The sequence below is a fragment of the Serratia sp. CY33525 genome (assembly GCF_052169115.1).
GTDB classification, from domain to species: domain Bacteria; phylum Pseudomonadota; class Gammaproteobacteria; order Enterobacterales; family Enterobacteriaceae; genus Serratia; species Serratia sarumanii.
In genome coordinates, this window is record NZ_JBJNLK010000002.1 from 436,028 (window position 1) to 450,887 (window position 14,860).

Genomic DNA, 14,860 nt, shown 5'->3' on the forward strand with positions numbered 1-14,860 from the left:
TAATCTCGGCCGTACGATCGGCGGTTTACGGCTTTTTATAACCTGCTGTTTTTATTCCAATAAGCTATTTCAAGGTGCGAAACGGTCTAAGCGGACTACGCTAAAAGCGGGACGTGGACGTTATGCTGTACTTCCACTGTAGGACTAAATAGAGTCGAAAAAGACTGAATAATAATGATACCGCGCTCAGCTTATTCGCTGCGCAACGGCGGGATTAACACAGGGTGTCAGGCAAATGAGCAAACCAGTGATTGCCATTCATGGCGGCGCGGGCGCAATTACCCGGGCGGCGCTGAGTGCGGAAAAAGAACGGCAGTATATCCAGGCGCTGTCCGAGATCGTGACCGCCGGGCAGGCGATACTGGCCCAGGGCGGCAGCGCGCTGGACGCGGTGACCGAAGCGGTGCGGCTGCTCGAAGAGTGCCCGCTGTTCAACGCCGGCAAAGGCTCGGTGTTTACCCATCAGGGCACTCACGAACTGGACGCCTGCGTGATGGACGGCCGCACCTGCGATGCCGGCGCCGTCGCCGGCGTCAGCCGCATCCGCAACCCCGTGCTGGCGGCGCGCGCGGTGCTGGAAAACAGCGAACACGTGCTGTTTGCCGCCGAAGGCGCCGAGAAGTTTGCCGCGGCCCACGGCCTGGAAATGGTTACCCCTGACTTCTTCTTTACCCAAGAACGTTTCGATCAGCTGCACCGCGCCCAGGCGGAGCAGGGCCGGGTATTGCTCGATCACGACGGCGCGGCGCAGGCCGGCGATCCGCTCGATCCCGATCGCAAATTCGGCACCGTCGGCGCGGTGGCGCTGGATGCGCTGGGCAACCTCGCCGCCGCCACTTCGACCGGCGGCATGACCAACAAGCAGGCCGGACGGGTAGGCGACACGCCGATTATCGGCGCCGGCTGCTATGCCAACAACGCCACCGTGGCGGTTTCCAGCACCGGCACCGGCGAAATCTTCATGCGCGGCGTGGCGGCCTATGATGTTTCCGCCCTGATCGAATACGGCGATCTGAGCCTGCAGGCGGCCAGCGATCGGGTGGTGATGGAGAAGCTGCCGGCCCTCGGTGGCAGCGGCGGCATGATCGCCGTCGATCGCCACGGCAATATCGCGCTGCCGTTCAACTGCGAGGGGATGTATCGCGGTTTTGGCTATGTCGGCGATGCGCCGTCCGTCGGGATTTACCGCTAAGCGTTCACCGGGAGGGTGCATGACCGACGTTTTACTTCGACCCGCCGCCAGCGGCGGGCCGTCATTGCCGCCGCAGCGGGTGCTGACGGTGCGCGATCTGAGCATCAGCTTTCCTCAACCGGACGGCGCCGTAGAAGCGGTGCGCAACCTGTCGTTCGATCTCGATCGCGGCGAGACGCTGGCGATCGTCGGTGAGTCCGGCTCCGGCAAATCGGTCACTTCGCTGGGGCTAATGCGGTTGGTGGAGCAGGGCGGCGGGCGCATCGTCGGCGGCGCCATGACGCTGCGCCGGCGCGACGGCGCGCTGCTCGATCTGGCGCGCGCCTCGCAGAGCACGCTGCGCACGGTGCGCGGCGCCGACATGGCGATGATCTTCCAGGAGCCGATGACCTCGCTCAACCCGGTATTTCCGGTCGGCGAGCAGATCGCCGAATCGCTGCGCCTGCATCAGGGCATGGATCACCGCAGCGCGCGCCAGGAGGCGCTGCGCATGCTCGATCTGGTGCGTATTCCGGAGGCCAAAGAGGTGCTGGGGCGCTACCCGCACCAGCTTTCCGGCGGCATGCGCCAGCGGGTGATGATCGCCATGGCGCTCTCCTGCAAGCCGGCGCTGCTGATCGCCGATGAGCCCACCACCGCCCTCGACGTCACCATTCAGGCGCAGATCCTGCAGCTGATCCGCGTGCTGCAACGGGAGATGCAGATGGGGGTGATCTTCATTACTCACGACATGGGCGTGGTGGCGGAGATAGCCGACCGGGTGCTGGTGATGCGCCGCGGCGAGCAGGTGGAACAAAATCGGGTGCGCGAGCTGTTCGCCGCGCCGCAGCAGGCCTATACCCGGGCGCTGTTGGCGGCGGTGCCGAAGCTGGGGGCGATGGCCGATCGGCCGCTGCCGGCGAAGTTTCCGTTGCCGGGCGGCGAGGGGGATACGGCGCCGCAGGATACCGTGCCGCCCGGCGCCGCGCCGATCCTGCAGGTGGAGCATCTGGTTACGCGCTTTGATCTGCGCGGCGGGTTGTTCAATCGGGTCACTCGCCGGGTGCACGCGGTGGAAAACGTCAGTTTCGATCTTTACCCCGGCGAGACACTGGGGCTGGTGGGCGAGTCCGGCTGCGGCAAGTCCACCACCGGGCGCTCTTTGCTGAAGCTGGTGGACAGCCAGAGCGGCACCATCACCTTCGCCGGGCGGCGGATAGATCAGTTGAAGGGGCCGGCCCTGCAGCACCTGCGGCGCGATATTCAGTTCATTTTTCAGGATCCATACGCTTCGCTTGATCCGCGTCTGACGGTCGGTTTTTCCATCATGGAGCCGCTGCTGGTGCACAACGTGATGCGCGGCCGCGAGGCGGAGCAACGGGTGGCCTGGCTGCTGGAGCGCGTCGGCCTGCTGCCGGAGCATGCGCGCCGCTACCCGCACGAATTTTCCGGCGGCCAGCGCCAGCGCATCTGCATCGCGCGCGCGCTGGCGCTGAACCCGAAAGTGGTGATCGCCGACGAGGCGGTGTCGGCGCTGGACGTGTCGATTCAGGCGCAGATCGTTAATCTGCTGCTCGATCTGCAGCGCGAGTTCGGTATCGCTTTTCTGTTCATTTCACACGACATGGCGGTGGTGGAGCGCATCAGCCACCGGGTGGCGGTGATGTACCTCGGGCAGATCGTCGAGATTGGCCCGCGGCAGGCGGTGTTCGACAATCCGCAGCACCCCTACACCCGCAAGCTGATGGCGGCGGTGCCGGTGGCCGATCCCGCTCATGCCCACAAACGGCAGCCGCTGCCGGCCGATGAGATCCCGAGCCCAGTGCGCGCGCTGGGCGATGAACCCGTTACCGCACCGCTGGTGCAGGTTGGCGCCGGGCACTTTGTCGCCCGCCACCCGATCGCCGGTGCTTTTTAAAGACCTCAGGAGAGACAAGCGACATGAAGCACACATTCAAACGCAATGCGCTGTTGGCCGCCGTACTGCTGGCGGCGGGAACCGGCCCGGTCTGGGCGGCGAAGGACGCGGTGATCGCCGTGGCCTCCAATTTCACCACCCTCGATCCTTACGACGCCAACGACACGCTGTCGCAGGCGGTGGCCAAATCTTTCTATCAGGGGCTGTTCGGCTTCGATAAGGACATGAAGCTGGTGAACGTGCTGGCGGACAGCTATGAGGTCAGCAAAGACGGCCTGACCTACACGGTCAAACTGCGCCAGGGGATTAAATTCCACGACGGCACCGCGTTCAACGCCGAGGCGGTGAAGATCAACCTCGATCGCGCCAGCAACCCGGACAGCCACCTCAAGCGCTACAACCTGTTCAAGATGATCGACAAAACCGAGGCGGTGGATGCCAATACGGTGAAGATCGTGCTGAAGGCGCCGTTCTCGGCGTTCGTCAACAATCTGGCGCATCCGGCGGCGGCGATCATCTCGCCGGCGGCGCTGAAGCAATACGGCAAGGAGATCGGTTTCCACCCGGTCGGCACCGGCCCGTATCAGTTCGTGACCTGGAACCAGACCGATTTCGTCAAGGTGAAGAAGTTCGAAGGCTACTGGCAGCCGGGGCTGCCGAAGCTCGACAGCATCACCTGGCGCCCGGTGGTGGATAACAACACCCGCGCGGCGATGCTGCAGACCGGCGAGGCGACCTTTGCCTTCCCGATCCCCTACGAGCAGGCCAAGGTGCTGGAGGGCAACGCCAAGCTGGATGTGGTGGCCGCGCCGTCGATCCTGCAGCGTTACATCAGCATGAACGTCACCCAAAAGCCGTTCGACAACCCGAAGGTGCGTCAGGCGCTGAACTACGCCATCAATAAGGACGCGCTGATCAAGGTGGCGTTCGCCGGTTACGCGGTGCCGGCGGAAGGCCCGGTGCCGCCGGCGATCGACTTCGCCGCCCGCTATAAGCCGTGGCCGTACGATCCGGCCAAGGCGCGCGAGCTGCTGAAAGAGGCCGGCTACCCGAACGGCTTCACCACCACGCTATGGTCTTCCCACAACCACAGCACCGCGCAGAAGGTGCTGCAGTTCACCCAGCAGCAGCTGGCGCAGGTGGGGGTGAAAGTGACGGTGACGGCGATGGATGCCGGGCAGCGTGCGGCGCAGGTGGAGAGCGTCGGGGTGAAGGACACCGGCGTGCGGCTGTTCTACACCGGCTGGTCGGCCTCGACCGGGGAAGCGGACTGGGCGCTGTCGCCGCTGTTCTCTACCCAGGCGGCGCCGCCGAAGCAGTTTAACACCGCGTTCTACAGCAATCCGCAGGTGGACAAGGATCTGACCGACGCGCTGGCGACCACCGATCGCGCCGAGAAGCAGAAACTGTATCAGGACGCGCAGGATCGCATCTGGGCCGACGCGCCCTGGATCTTCCTGGCGACTGAACGTCTGTTGTCGGCCAACAGCAAGCAGCTGAGCGGCTTCTACGTGATGCCGGATACCTCGTTCAACTTTGATAACGCCGATCTGAAATAAGGCGCCCATCCCCGCCCGTGGCCAAGCGGCGGCGGGCGGGGGAAGGAATGAGATGCTCAATTATTTTCTGAAACGACTGCTGGGCCTGATCCCGACGCTGCTGATCGTGGCGGTGCTGGTGTTCCTGTTTGTCCACCTGCTGCCGGGCGATCCGGCGCGGCTGGCGGCGGGGCCGGAGGCCGACGAGGCGGTGGTGCAGCTGGTGCGCAAGGATTTGGGGCTGGATCAGCCGCTGCCGCAGCAGTTCGCACACTTCTTCGTCAACGCGCTGCGGGGCGACTTCGGCATCTCGATGGTGTCCAAGCGCCCGGTGAGCGAAGAGATCGCCTCGCGTTTTATGCCGACCTTTTGGCTGACCGTCACCAGCATGCTGTGGGCGGTGGCGTTCGGCCTGGCGATCGGCGTGGTGTCGGCGGTGTGGCGCAACCGCTGGCCGGATCGCCTCGGCATGACGCTGGCGGTGTCGGGGATCTCGTTCCCGGCCTTTGCGCTCGGCATGCTGCTGATGCAGGTGTTCTCGGTCGAACTGGGGTGGCTACCGACGGTGGGCGCCGACAGCTGGCGACACTACATTCTGCCTTCGATCACCCTGGGGGCGGCGGTGGCGGCGGTGATGGCGCGTTTCACCCGCGCTTCGTTCGTCGAGGTGCTGCAGGAAGACTACATGCGCACCGCGCGCGCCAAGGGCGTGCGGGAAAGCGTGGTGGTGATGAAACACGGCCTGCGCAACGCGATGATCCCGGTGGTGACCATGATGGGGCTGCAGTTCGGCTTCCTGCTCGGCGGTTCGATCGTGGTGGAGAAGGTGTTCAACTGGCCGGGGTTGGGGCGGTTGCTGGTGGACTCGGTGGAGATGCGCGATTACCCGGTGATCCAGGCCGAGGTGCTGCTGTTCTCGCTGGAATTCATCCTGATCAACCTGCTGGTGGATATGCTGTACGCGGCGATCAACCCGGCGATTCGTTATCAATGAGGACGCGGCATGATTAAGCATTGGCGGCGCAACGCCGCACTGAAGGCGATGCCGCTTATCGATCCCAATGCGGTACGCACGCCGTGGAGCGAGTTTTGGCGGCGTTTTCGCCGCCAGCGGGCGGCGCTGGTCGCCGGTCTGTTGGTGCTGCTGCTGATTGCGGCGGCGCTGCTGGCGCCTTATCTGGCACCGTTCGATGCGGAAAACTATTTCGATTACGATCGGCTGAACGAGGGGCCTTCGCTGATGCACTGGCTGGGCGTGGATTCTCTCGGGCGCGATATCTTCAGCCGCATCCTGATGGGCACGCGCATTTCGCTGGCGGCCGGGGTGTTCTCGGTGCTGGCGGGCGGGGCGATCGGCACCCTGCTGGGGCTGCTGGCCGGCTACTATGAGGGCTGGTGGGATCGCCTCACCATGCGCGTCTGCGACGTGCTGTTCGCGTTTCCCGGCATTCTGCTGGCGATCGGCGTGGTGGCGATCATGGGCAGCGGCATGGCCAACGTGATCGTCGCGGTGGCGATCTTCAGCATTCCGGCCTTCGCCCGCCTGGTGCGCGGCAATACGCTGGTGCTGAAGCGCCTGACCTATATCGAGTCGGCGCGCAGCATCGGCGCTTCGGACTGGACCATCATCCTGCGGCACATTCTGCCGGGCACCCTGTCTTCGATTGTGGTCTATTTCACCCTGCGCATCGGCACCTCGATCATCACCGCCGCCAGCCTGTCGTTTCTGGGCCTGGGCGCCCAGCCGCCGACGCCGGAGTGGGGGGCGATGCTCAACGAGGCACGCGCCGATATGGTGATCGCGCCGCACGTGGCGATCTTCCCCAGCCTGGCGATATTCATTACCGTGCTGGCGTTCAACCTGTTGGGCGACGGACTGCGCGACGCGCTCGATCCTAAGCTGAAGGGGTGATGGCATCACTGAATTGGCATACCCCTGTTTTACGAGTATAATTGATGAAAATTTGACCCGTGTATATTACAGGGATGAGGAATGGATATGGCAAATAACAATGTGACGAAAAAGACAGTCAACGTAACCATCGATCGCGATCTTTTCCAGCGCGCAAAATCCCTGGGCGTCAATGTGTCATCCGTATTGACAGACGCATTGAGCGTCCGTGTCAGGGATATTGAGATTCAACAGTGGCGCGAGCAAAATCGCGCGGCGTTAGAAGAACTTAATCGTATCACTGAAGAAAATGGTTTGTTGTCTGATGAATATCGGACATTTTGAATATGCAGTTTACTGTATATGACAATACGTATCCGGCATCAGCCTATCCCTACTTGCTGGACGTTCAAAGCGATCTTATTGATGTCCTCTCGACCCGGTTAATGATCCCTCTTTATGCTTTGGATAACGTCAGGGTTAAAATTTCTGCACGCTTATGCCCGGAGATTGAGGTAAACGGCGAAAAGTTTCTTGTTATGACGCATGAGATGGCTGCCGTACGTATTTCACAGATCGGCAAGGCCGTTGGTAATGCCAATGAGCACAGGAATCAAATTAAAGCCGCCATCGACTTTCTTCTTGACGGTATTTGAAGAAATCCGGGCGCTTTAATAACCGCCCGGATTTTTTTATCAGCGGAACAGGTGCTCGGCGTGGAAGCGCAGGTGATCTTCCACGAAGGTGGCGATGGTGAAGTAGCTGTGATCGTACCCCGGCTGAATGCGCAGCGTCAGCGGCCAGTCGCGCTGGCGCGCCAGCTCCGCCAACCGCGCCGGCTGCAGCTGATCGGCCAGGAACTGGTCGTCGTCGCCCTGGTCGATAAGGACCGGCATTTTTTCCGCGCCGCTGGCCAGCAGATGGCAGCTGTCGTACTGCAGCCACTGGCTTTCGTCGCTGCCCAGATAGGCGGTGAACGCCTTGCGGCCCCACGGCACCTGGCACGGGTTAACGATCGGCGCGAACGCCGATACCGAGCGGAAGCGCTGCGGATTGCGAAACGCCATTATCAGCGCGCCGTGGCCGCCCATCGAGTGGCCGAAGATCGACTGACGATCGCTGACGCTGAAGTGCTGTTCGATCAGCGCCGGCAGTTCGGCGCTGATGTAGTCGTACATGCGGAAATGGCGATCCCACGGCGCCTGGGTGGCGTTCAGGTAGAACCCGGCGCCCTGGCCCAGATCGTAGCCTTCGTCGTTCGGCACTTCGTCGCCACGCGGGCTGGTGTCCGGCATCACCAGCACCAGGCCCAGCTCGGCGGCGATGCGCTGCGCGCCGGCTTTCAACGTGAAGTTCTCGTCGTTGCAGGTCAGCCCCGACAGCCAGTACAGCACCGGCGGCGGGTTGTCATCGCGCGGCGGCGGCAGGTAGATGCTGAATGTCATGTTGCAATTCAGGCTCTGCGCCGCGTGGCGATAGCGCTGCTGCCAGCCGCCGAACATGCGGTGCTCTTCGAGAAGTTCCAATGACAACGTCATCTCTGCCTCCTGGCTTATTGGTCGAAGTGGATGACGGAACGGATCGATTTGCCTTCGTGCATCAAATCGAACGCTTCGTTGATCTGCTCCAGCCCCATGGTATGGGTGATAAAGTCGTTCAGCGCGAATTCACCGTCCAGATAGCGCTCGACGATGCCCGGCAGCTGCGAACGGCCCTTGACGCCGCCGAACGCCGAACCGCGCCAGACGCGGCCGGTGACCAGTTGGAACGGACGGGTCGAGATCTCTTCGCCAGCGCCCGCGACGCCGATGATCACCGATTCACCCCAGCCCTTGTGGCAGCACTCCAGCGCGGAACGCATCACGTTGACGTTGCCGATGCACTCGAAGGAGAAGTCGACGCCGCCGTCGGTCAGCTCGACGATCACGTCCTGAATCGGCTTGTCATAGTCTTTCGGGTTGATCAGATCGGTAGCGCCCAGCTTGCGTGCCAGATCGAACTTGCTGGTGTTGATGTCGATGCCGATGATGCGGCCCGCGCCGGCCATCTGCGCGCCGATGATCGCCGACAGGCCGATGCCGCCCAGGCCGAAGATTGCCACGGTGTCGCCCGGTTGCACTTTGGCGGTGTTCATCACCGCGCCCATGCCGGTGGTCACGCCGCAGCCCAGCAGGCACACTTCTTCCAGCGGCGCTTCCTTGTTGATTTTCGCCAGTGAGATTTCCGGCACCACGGTGTACTCGGAGAAGGTGGAGGTGCCCATGTAGTGGAAGATCGGCTTGCCGTCCTTGAAGAAGCGGGTGGTGCCGTCCGGCATCAGCCCTTTGCCCTGGGTGGCGCGGATCGCCTGGCACAGGTTGGTCTTGCCGGATTTACAGAATTTGCACTCGCCGCACTCCGGGGTGTAGAGCGGGATCACGTGATCGCCGACCGCCACGCTGGTGACGCCTTCACCGACCGCTTCCACCACGCCGCCGCCCTCGTGGCCGAGGATTGCCGGGAACACGCCTTCCGGATCTTTGCCGGACAGGGTGTAGGCGTCGGTGTGACAAACGCCGGTGGCGACGATCCGCACCAGCACTTCGCCTTTTTGCGGTGGCATCAGCTCGACTTCTTCGATCTTCAGCGGCTGGTTCGGGCCCCAGGCAACGGCGGCGCGGGTTTTGATCATCTCCATCATAGTCTCCTCAGTGGTTTTCTTTTAAATCAGGCGATATCGACAACGTCTGATAAATCGTTGGGGGTGCTTTCATCAACAGCGGCGGTTTCCGTCTGTTCAATAATCAACTCTTTCAGCGCGCGCACGTTCGGCCCGAACGCGTCGCGGCGCCACAGCAGCCAGGTGGCGGTGTCGGCCACGTCCGGCGGCAGGGGGTGAACCCGGACCCGCTCATGGCCCGGCAGCAGGCTGAGCACCGAATGCGGGATCATCGCCAGCCCGGCGCCGCTGGCGACGCAGGCCAGCATGGCGTGATAGGACTGGATCTCCATAATTTGCCCCGGCCGCGCGCCTTCGCGCTTGAACCAGGCCTCCAGCCGCAGGCGGTAGGAGCAGCTGGCGCGAAAGGCGAACAGCGTTTCGCCGTTGGCGTCTTTGGCGCTGTGGATCGGCGCGTGATCGAGACAGGAGATCACCACCATATGTTCAGGATAGGCGATACAGCCGTTCAACTCGTCATAGGGTACCGGGCCGTCGACCAGCGCCGCGGCCAGCGTGCCGGCGCGCACCCGATCGGCGATTTCGCCGGAGGTGCCGGTGGTCAGCGACAGCGAAACCTGCGAGAAACGCTGGTGGTAAGCCGCCAACAGTGAGGGCAGGCGGGTGGCGGCGGTGCTCTCCATCGAGCCGAGGGCGAAGTTGCCTGCCGGTTCGCCGGCGTGGGTGATGCTCATCGCCTCGTCGCTCAGCGCCAGGATGCGGTTGGCGTAGCACAGAAAGTTATGGCCCATCGGCGACAGGCGCAGGCGCTGTTTTTCGCGGATAAACAGATCGGCGCCCAGCTCCTGTTCCAGCTGGCGCAGTCGGGTGGTCAGATTCGACGGCACGCGGTGCAGCTGCTCGGCGGCGCGGGCGACCGAGCCGGTTTCCGCTACGCAGCAGAACATGCGAAGCTGGGTCAGATCCATAATATTCTCGTTTCGTGATGAACTTGATTAGTATTATTCAGTTTTTGTGAGTTTAATACTGCGGCATGATACTGGCAACTTTCTTTTAACCTTTTGGATGCCGATATGGCTTTACGTATTGCCTTGAGCGGTTTTGCCGCGCTGATCGTTGCGATGGGCATCGGCCGCTTCGCTTTCACCCCCCAGGTGCCGCTGATGATCGCGGAACACCAGTTCACACTGACCGGCGCCGGGCTGGTGGCGGCGATCAACTATTTGGGCTATCTGTGCGGCGCCTACGACGCGATGCGCGCCACGCGCCACGTCGAGCGGCGCCTGTGGCTTGGCGTGTGGGGCGCGGTGGCGCTGACGCTGCTGTCGGCGCTGGCGCAGGATGAATGGACGCACGGCGCGCTGCGCTTCGTCATCGGCTGGGCCAGCGGCTGGGCGATGGTGCTGGTGGCGGCCTGGACCAATGAGCGGTTGGCGCACTACGGCCGGCCGGCGCTGAGCGCGGCGGTGTTCGCCGGGCCGGGCGTCGGTATCTTCCTCAGCGGCATGCTGGCGGTGGGCATCAACACGCTGGGGCTGACGGCGGCGCAGGCCTGGCTGGTGTATGGCGTGCCGGCGCTGGCGTTGGTGGGGGCGATTAGCGCCTTTCTGCCGCGCAGCGGCGAGCTGCATCGCCCGGACGTGGCCCCGGAACCGCTGCTGCTGACGCCGGCGCTCAAACGCCTGGTGTGGAGCTACAGCCTGGCCGGGTTCGGCTACATCCTGCCGGCGACGTTCTTGTCGCAGATGGCGGCGGCGCGTTTTCCCGGCAGCCTGTTCGCGCAGTTCGTCTGGCCGGTGTTCGGCGGCGCGGCGGTGCTGGGGATCGTTATCGGCATTTTGACCCGCCATCGGCTCACTACCCAGACCCGGTTGGCGATCACGCTGTGGATACAGGCGCTGGGCGTGCTGAGCGCCGAAGTGGTGCCGGGCGTGGCCGGCCTGGCGCTCGGGGCGTTGCTGACCGGCGGCGGCTTCCTCTGCGTGGTGCAGCTCGCCCTTCAGCACGGCCGTGAACTGGCGCCGCGCCATGCGCGCTACATGGCCGGGTTGCTGACCACCGGTTATGCGATCGGCCAACTGGTCGGGCCGATGCTGTCGGCGCTGTCGACCGCCTTGACCCATCGACTGGAGCCGGCGCTGTACGTGGCGGTGGCGGCGCTGTTGGTGGCCGGTGCGCTGGTGGTGAATACCCCGGCGCGGCGGTTGGCGCAAAAAACGGCGATGCGGTGATTGAAATCCATACAAAAAGCGTGGAATCCCGCAGCCGGCCTGATTGTGCTAAATGCGAATATTTCACCTGCGGATGAAGCACAATCACTGGATAATCGCCGCGCTCTCATCTACAGTGGGGGCAAAATCTTGACCGGGTTCACGTTATCCACCACGAAAACTCTGCCGTCACGAGAGCAAGCAATTCGCCGGCCGCACGCCCTACCAGGCCGCCGGCGGGTTCCGTCCGCAGGAGAACAAATACATGACATCATTAAGTAAAGAAGCCGCGCTGGTGCATGCGGCGCTGGAAGAGCGTGGTCTGGAGACGCCGCTGCGCGGGGAAGTGCTGGATCGCGAAACGCGCAAGCGCCGCATCAAAGAGCACATGACCGAAATCATGCAGCTGCTGAACCTCGATCTGTCCGATGACAGCCTGGCGGAGACGCCGCATCGCATCGCCAAAATGTATGTCGACGAGATCTTCTCCGGGCTGGACTACGCCAACTTCCCGAAAATCACCGTTATCGAGAACAAGATGAAGGTGGATGAGATGGTGACGGTGCGCGATATCACGCTGACCAGCACCTGCGAACACCACTTCGTGACCATCGACGGCAAGGCCACCGTGGCCTATATCCCGAAAGACTCGGTGATCGGCCTGTCGAAGATCAACCGCATCGTGCAGTTCTTCTCCCAGCGTCCGCAGGTGCAAGAGCGCCTGACCCAGCAGATCCTGGTGGCGCTGCAGACCCTGCTCGGCACCAATAACGTGGCGGTATCGATCGATGCGGTCCATTATTGTGTCAAGGCGCGCGGCATCCGCGACGCGACCAGCGCCACCACCACCACTTCGTTGGGGGGGCTGTTCAAGTCCAGCCAGAATACCCGCCAGGAGTTCCTGCGTGCGGTGCGTCATCACCAGGGGTGATGGCGTTGCGGGGCGACCCGCACGACGACAACAGGCGCCTGCGGGCGCCTTTTTCATGAGCGGAAGACAGCGATAAAAAATGAACAGTCACCCTCTGCCGCGCATCGCCACGCTGGACTGCGTGCGCGGCATCGCCATCCTCGGCATTTTATTGCTGAACATCAGCGCCTTCGGCTTGCCGAAGGCCGCCTACCTCAACCCGGCCTATTTGGGCATGCCGTCATCGCGCGACGCCTGGACCTGGGCGCTGCTCGATCTGTTCGCCCAGGCCAAGTTCCTGGCGATGTTCGCGCTGCTGTTCGGCGCCGGGCTGCAAATGCTGCTGCGGCGCGGCAAAAGCTGGATCCGCGCGCGGCTGTCGTGGCTGCTGCTGTTCGGCCTTGCGCACGCCATCTTCCTGTGGGACGGCGACATTCTGCTGGCCTACGGGCTGATCGGCCTGGTGTGCTGGCGCATGATCCGCGAAGCCAAAGAAACCTTCCAACTGCTGAAAACCGGCGTGGTGCTGTATTTGATCGGCGTGGCGGTGCTGCTTTTGCTCGGCTTCGTCTCGCACGGTGAGCCGGGCAGCTTCTGGCAGCCGGGCGCGGCGGAGCTGCAGTACGAGAAGTTCTGGAAGCTGCAGGGCGGTTTCGAAGCCTGGCGCAGCCGTGTCGATCTGCTCTCGTCCAGCCTGCTGGCCATCGGCGCGCAGTATGGCTGGGAGCTGGCGGGGCTGATGCTGTTCGGCGCCGGGCTGATGCGCAGCGGCTGGCTGCGCGGCAGTTATTCCTCCGGCTATTACCTGCGGCAGGCGGCGTGGCTGCTGCCGCTTTCGGTGCTGATCCAGCTGCCGGCGGTGGCGCTGCAATGGCAGGTGCATTGGGACTATCGCTGGAGCGGTTTCCTGCTGCAGGTGCCGCGCGAGCTGGGCGCCCCGCTGCAGGCGATGGGCTATCTGGCGCTGTGTTACGGTTTCTGGCCCGCGCTGTCGCGCATGCGCATCGCCCACTGGCTGACCCTGGTGGGGCGCATGGCGTTGAGCAACTACCTGCTGCAAACGCTGATCTGCACCACGCTGTTTTATCGCTTTGGCCTCTATGAGCAGTTCGACCGGCTGCAGCTGTTGGCGTTCGTGCCGCTGGTCTGGCTGGCCAACCTGGCGTTTTCCGCACTGTGGCTGCGTTACTTCGAACAGGGGCCGATGGAGTGGCTGTGGCGCAAGCTAACGCAGCTGGCCGCCGGCGAAGCGGAACCCAAAACGCTGAAGTGAGCGCCCGCTGGCAGGTTAAAAAAATGTATGTAAACGTTTTCTTTCCTGTGACGTAATTCACGCAGAGCAGCGGGCCAATCGGGGTAGGATAGCGCCACCGGCCACTACCCCGATTTCAGGATCCCGCATGCCTCCAGTTCATCCGATCACCATCCGCGACGTGGCGAAACGCGCCGGGGTCTCCGTGGCGACCGTCTCCCGCGTGTTGAACCACAGCGCGCTGACCAGCAAGGAGACGCGCGAGCAGGTGCTGCAGGCGGTGGCAGAGCTGGGCTATCGCCCCAACGCCAACGCGCAGGCGCTGGCGACCCAAAGCAGCGATACCCTGGGCGTGGTGGTGATGGACGTCTCCGATCCGTTCTTCGGCGCGCTGGTGAAAGCGGTAGACACGGTGGCGCAGAAACACCACAAATACTTGCTGATCGGCAACAGCTATCATCAGGCGGACAAAGAGCGCCACGCGATCGAAGTGCTGATTCGCCAGCGCTGTAACGCCCTGATTGTTCACGCCAAAGCCCTGAGCGACGCCGAGCTGATCGGCTTTCTGGAGCAGGTGCCGGGCATGGTGCTGATCAACCGGATTATTCCCGGCTATGAGCCGCGCTGCGTCGGGCTGGATAACGTCTGCGGCGCGGAAATGGCGATGCGTCTTTTGCTGTCGCAGGGCCATCGGCGCATCGGCTATCTGGGCTCCAATCACCCGATCGAAGACGGGCCGCTGCGCCAGCAGGGTTATGCACAGGCGATGGCCGCCGCCGGGCTGGCCACGCCCGACAACTGGCGCGCCTACGGTTCGCCGGATCTGCAGGGCGGCGAGGCGGCGATGGTGGAGCTGCTGGGGCGCAACTTACAGCTGAGCGCGGTGTTCGCCTACAATGACGCCATGGCCGCCGGCGCCATGGCGGTGCTGAAAGAAAACGGTATCACGGTGCCGCAGCATTTCTCGCTGATCGGCTTCGACGACATCCCCATCGCGCGTTACACCAGCCCCAAGCTTACCACGGTGCGCTACCCGATCGTCTCGATGGCCACGCTGGCCACCGAGCTGGCGTTGCAGGGCGCGGCAGGCCTGACGGAGCCGCAGGCCGCTCATCTGTTCATGCCGACGCTGGTGCGGCGCCATTCTGTCGCCCCCTGGCAAAGTGAGGCGACGGTCACTCTCTGACGATTTAATCTTGTGTAACCGTTTTCAATCTGTGAGAAAATTCACAGAATATTAACATCACGCCGTCTATGCTCTAGGCGTTTTCCGGCGCAAAGGCCCTTGCCGCTGCAACCTTTATCTCGCGC

At 63.1% G+C, this 14,860-nt stretch carries 14 protein-coding genes; 11 read left to right on the top strand and 3 right to left on the bottom strand.

Going from position 1 to position 14,860, the window contains the following annotated elements; translation table 11 throughout:
- Positions 1–235: 235 nt before the first annotated feature.
- From ACJ8IM_RS07115 to ACJ8IM_RS07145, 7 genes are all read left to right on the top strand, one after another.
- A complete protein-coding gene (locus ACJ8IM_RS07115) occupies positions 236–1,192 on the top strand; it encodes an isoaspartyl peptidase/L-asparaginase family protein (RefSeq protein WP_033654974.1) in 957 nt (318 codons plus the stop codon).
- A 19-nt stretch (positions 1,193–1,211) separates the two neighbouring features.
- A complete protein-coding gene (locus ACJ8IM_RS07120) occupies positions 1,212–3,089 on the top strand; it encodes a dipeptide ABC transporter ATP-binding protein (RefSeq protein WP_033654973.1) in 1,878 nt (625 codons plus the stop codon).
- A 23-nt stretch (positions 3,090–3,112) separates the two neighbouring features.
- Positions 3,113–4,648 carry a glutathione ABC transporter substrate-binding protein GsiB gene (gsiB, locus tag ACJ8IM_RS07125; RefSeq protein ID WP_033654972.1) on the top strand — a complete coding sequence of 512 codons (1,536 nt, stop codon included), beginning with the start codon at positions 3,113–3,115 and terminating at the stop codon, positions 4,646–4,648.
- A 52-nt stretch (positions 4,649–4,700) separates the two neighbouring features.
- The gene (gsiC, locus tag ACJ8IM_RS07130) at positions 4,701–5,621 is read left to right on the top strand and encodes a glutathione ABC transporter permease GsiC (RefSeq protein WP_033637716.1); all 921 of its coding nucleotides are present in this window, start codon (positions 4,701–4,703) and stop codon (positions 5,619–5,621) included.
- 9 nt (positions 5,622–5,630) lie between these two features.
- Positions 5,631–6,539, top strand: coding sequence for a glutathione ABC transporter permease GsiD (gene gsiD, locus ACJ8IM_RS07135; RefSeq protein WP_172448764.1), 909 nt, complete (start codon positions 5,631–5,633; stop codon positions 6,537–6,539).
- Positions 6,540–6,620: 81 nt separating this feature from the next.
- Positions 6,621–6,863 (top strand): type II toxin-antitoxin system CcdA family antitoxin, encoded by a 243-nt coding sequence (locus tag ACJ8IM_RS07140; protein ID WP_078061989.1) that lies wholly within the window; start codon positions 6,621–6,623, stop codon positions 6,861–6,863.
- 2 nt (positions 6,864–6,865) lie between these two features.
- Positions 6,866–7,174: a CcdB family protein gene (locus tag ACJ8IM_RS07145; RefSeq protein ID WP_033654971.1), complete on the top strand. Its 309-nt coding sequence runs from the start codon at positions 6,866–6,868 to the stop codon at positions 7,172–7,174.
- A 39-nt stretch (positions 7,175–7,213) separates the two neighbouring features.
- Here the strand turns inward: ACJ8IM_RS07145 and fghA are convergent, their stop codons facing one another.
- The 3 genes from fghA to ptrR are packed head-to-tail and all read right to left on the bottom strand — an operon-like array spanning position 7,214 to position 10,145.
- Positions 7,214–8,056, bottom strand: coding sequence for an S-formylglutathione hydrolase (fghA, locus tag ACJ8IM_RS07150; RefSeq protein ID WP_033654970.1), 843 nt, complete (start codon positions 8,054–8,056; stop codon positions 7,214–7,216).
- 14 nt (positions 8,057–8,070) lie between these two features.
- Positions 8,071–9,195 carry an S-(hydroxymethyl)glutathione dehydrogenase/class III alcohol dehydrogenase gene (locus ACJ8IM_RS07155; RefSeq protein WP_033637718.1) on the bottom strand — a complete coding sequence of 375 codons (1,125 nt, stop codon included), beginning with the start codon at positions 9,193–9,195 and terminating at the stop codon, positions 8,071–8,073.
- A 29-nt stretch (positions 9,196–9,224) separates the two neighbouring features.
- The gene (gene ptrR, locus ACJ8IM_RS07160) at positions 9,225–10,145 is read right to left on the bottom strand and encodes a putrescine utilization regulator PtrR (RefSeq protein ID WP_033654969.1); all 921 of its coding nucleotides are present in this window, start codon (positions 10,143–10,145) and stop codon (positions 9,225–9,227) included.
- Positions 10,146–10,250: 105 nt separating this feature from the next.
- Here ptrR and ACJ8IM_RS07165 point away from each other — a divergent pair, with 105 nt between their 5' ends.
- The 4 genes from ACJ8IM_RS07165 (at position 10,251) to galS (ending at position 14,735) form a co-directional block, all read left to right on the top strand.
- Positions 10,251–11,408 (top strand): YbfB/YjiJ family MFS transporter, encoded by a 1,158-nt coding sequence (locus ACJ8IM_RS07165; RefSeq protein ID WP_442516234.1) that lies wholly within the window; start codon positions 10,251–10,253, stop codon positions 11,406–11,408.
- A gap of 244 nt (positions 11,409–11,652) precedes the next feature.
- A complete protein-coding gene (gene folE, locus ACJ8IM_RS07170) occupies positions 11,653–12,318 on the top strand; it encodes a GTP cyclohydrolase I FolE (RefSeq protein WP_004938969.1) in 666 nt (221 codons plus the stop codon).
- 79 nt (positions 12,319–12,397) lie between these two features.
- Complete coding sequence (gene yeiB, locus ACJ8IM_RS07175; protein ID WP_033654968.1) at positions 12,398–13,570, top strand: DUF418 domain-containing protein YeiB; 1,173 nt, start codon at positions 12,398–12,400, stop codon at positions 13,568–13,570.
- Between the two features lie 127 nt (positions 13,571–13,697).
- Positions 13,698–14,735 carry an HTH-type transcriptional regulator GalS gene (gene galS, locus ACJ8IM_RS07180; RefSeq protein ID WP_033646782.1) on the top strand — a complete coding sequence of 346 codons (1,038 nt, stop codon included), beginning with the start codon at positions 13,698–13,700 and terminating at the stop codon, positions 14,733–14,735.
- Positions 14,736–14,860: the final 125 nt, after the last annotated feature.

What these genes read in the sequence shown, in the direction of transcription:
- ACJ8IM_RS07165 (WP_442516234.1), top strand. Translation starts at nt 10,251, where the DNA reads ATGGCTTTACGTATTGCCTTGAGCGGTTTTGCCGCGCTGATCGTTGCG.
- gsiD (WP_172448764.1), top strand. Translation starts at nt 5,631, where the DNA reads ATGATTAAGCATTGGCGGCGCAACGCCGCACTGAAGGCGATGCCGCTT.
- yeiB (WP_033654968.1), top strand. Translation starts at nt 12,398, where the DNA reads ATGAACAGTCACCCTCTGCCGCGCATCGCCACGCTGGACTGCGTGCGC.
- fghA (WP_033654970.1), bottom strand. Translation starts at nt 8,056, where the DNA reads ATGACGTTGTCATTGGAACTTCTCGAAGAGCACCGCATGTTCGGCGGC.
- folE (WP_004938969.1), top strand. Translation starts at nt 11,653, where the DNA reads ATGACATCATTAAGTAAAGAAGCCGCGCTGGTGCATGCGGCGCTGGAA.
- ACJ8IM_RS07155 (WP_033637718.1), bottom strand. Translation starts at nt 9,195, where the DNA reads ATGGAGATGATCAAAACCCGCGCCGCCGTTGCCTGGGGCCCGAACCAG.
- ptrR (WP_033654969.1), bottom strand. Translation starts at nt 10,145, where the DNA reads ATGGATCTGACCCAGCTTCGCATGTTCTGCTGCGTAGCGGAAACCGGC.
- ACJ8IM_RS07140 (WP_078061989.1), top strand. Translation starts at nt 6,621, where the DNA reads ATGGATATGGCAAATAACAATGTGACGAAAAAGACAGTCAACGTAACC.
- ACJ8IM_RS07145 (WP_033654971.1), top strand. Translation starts at nt 6,866, where the DNA reads ATGCAGTTTACTGTATATGACAATACGTATCCGGCATCAGCCTATCCC.
- ACJ8IM_RS07115 (WP_033654974.1), top strand. Translation starts at nt 236, where the DNA reads ATGAGCAAACCAGTGATTGCCATTCATGGCGGCGCGGGCGCAATTACC.
- gsiB (WP_033654972.1), top strand. Translation starts at nt 3,113, where the DNA reads ATGAAGCACACATTCAAACGCAATGCGCTGTTGGCCGCCGTACTGCTG.
- ACJ8IM_RS07120 (WP_033654973.1), top strand. Translation starts at nt 1,212, where the DNA reads ATGACCGACGTTTTACTTCGACCCGCCGCCAGCGGCGGGCCGTCATTG.
- galS (WP_033646782.1), top strand. Translation starts at nt 13,698, where the DNA reads ATGCCTCCAGTTCATCCGATCACCATCCGCGACGTGGCGAAACGCGCC.
- gsiC (WP_033637716.1), top strand. Translation starts at nt 4,701, where the DNA reads ATGCTCAATTATTTTCTGAAACGACTGCTGGGCCTGATCCCGACGCTG.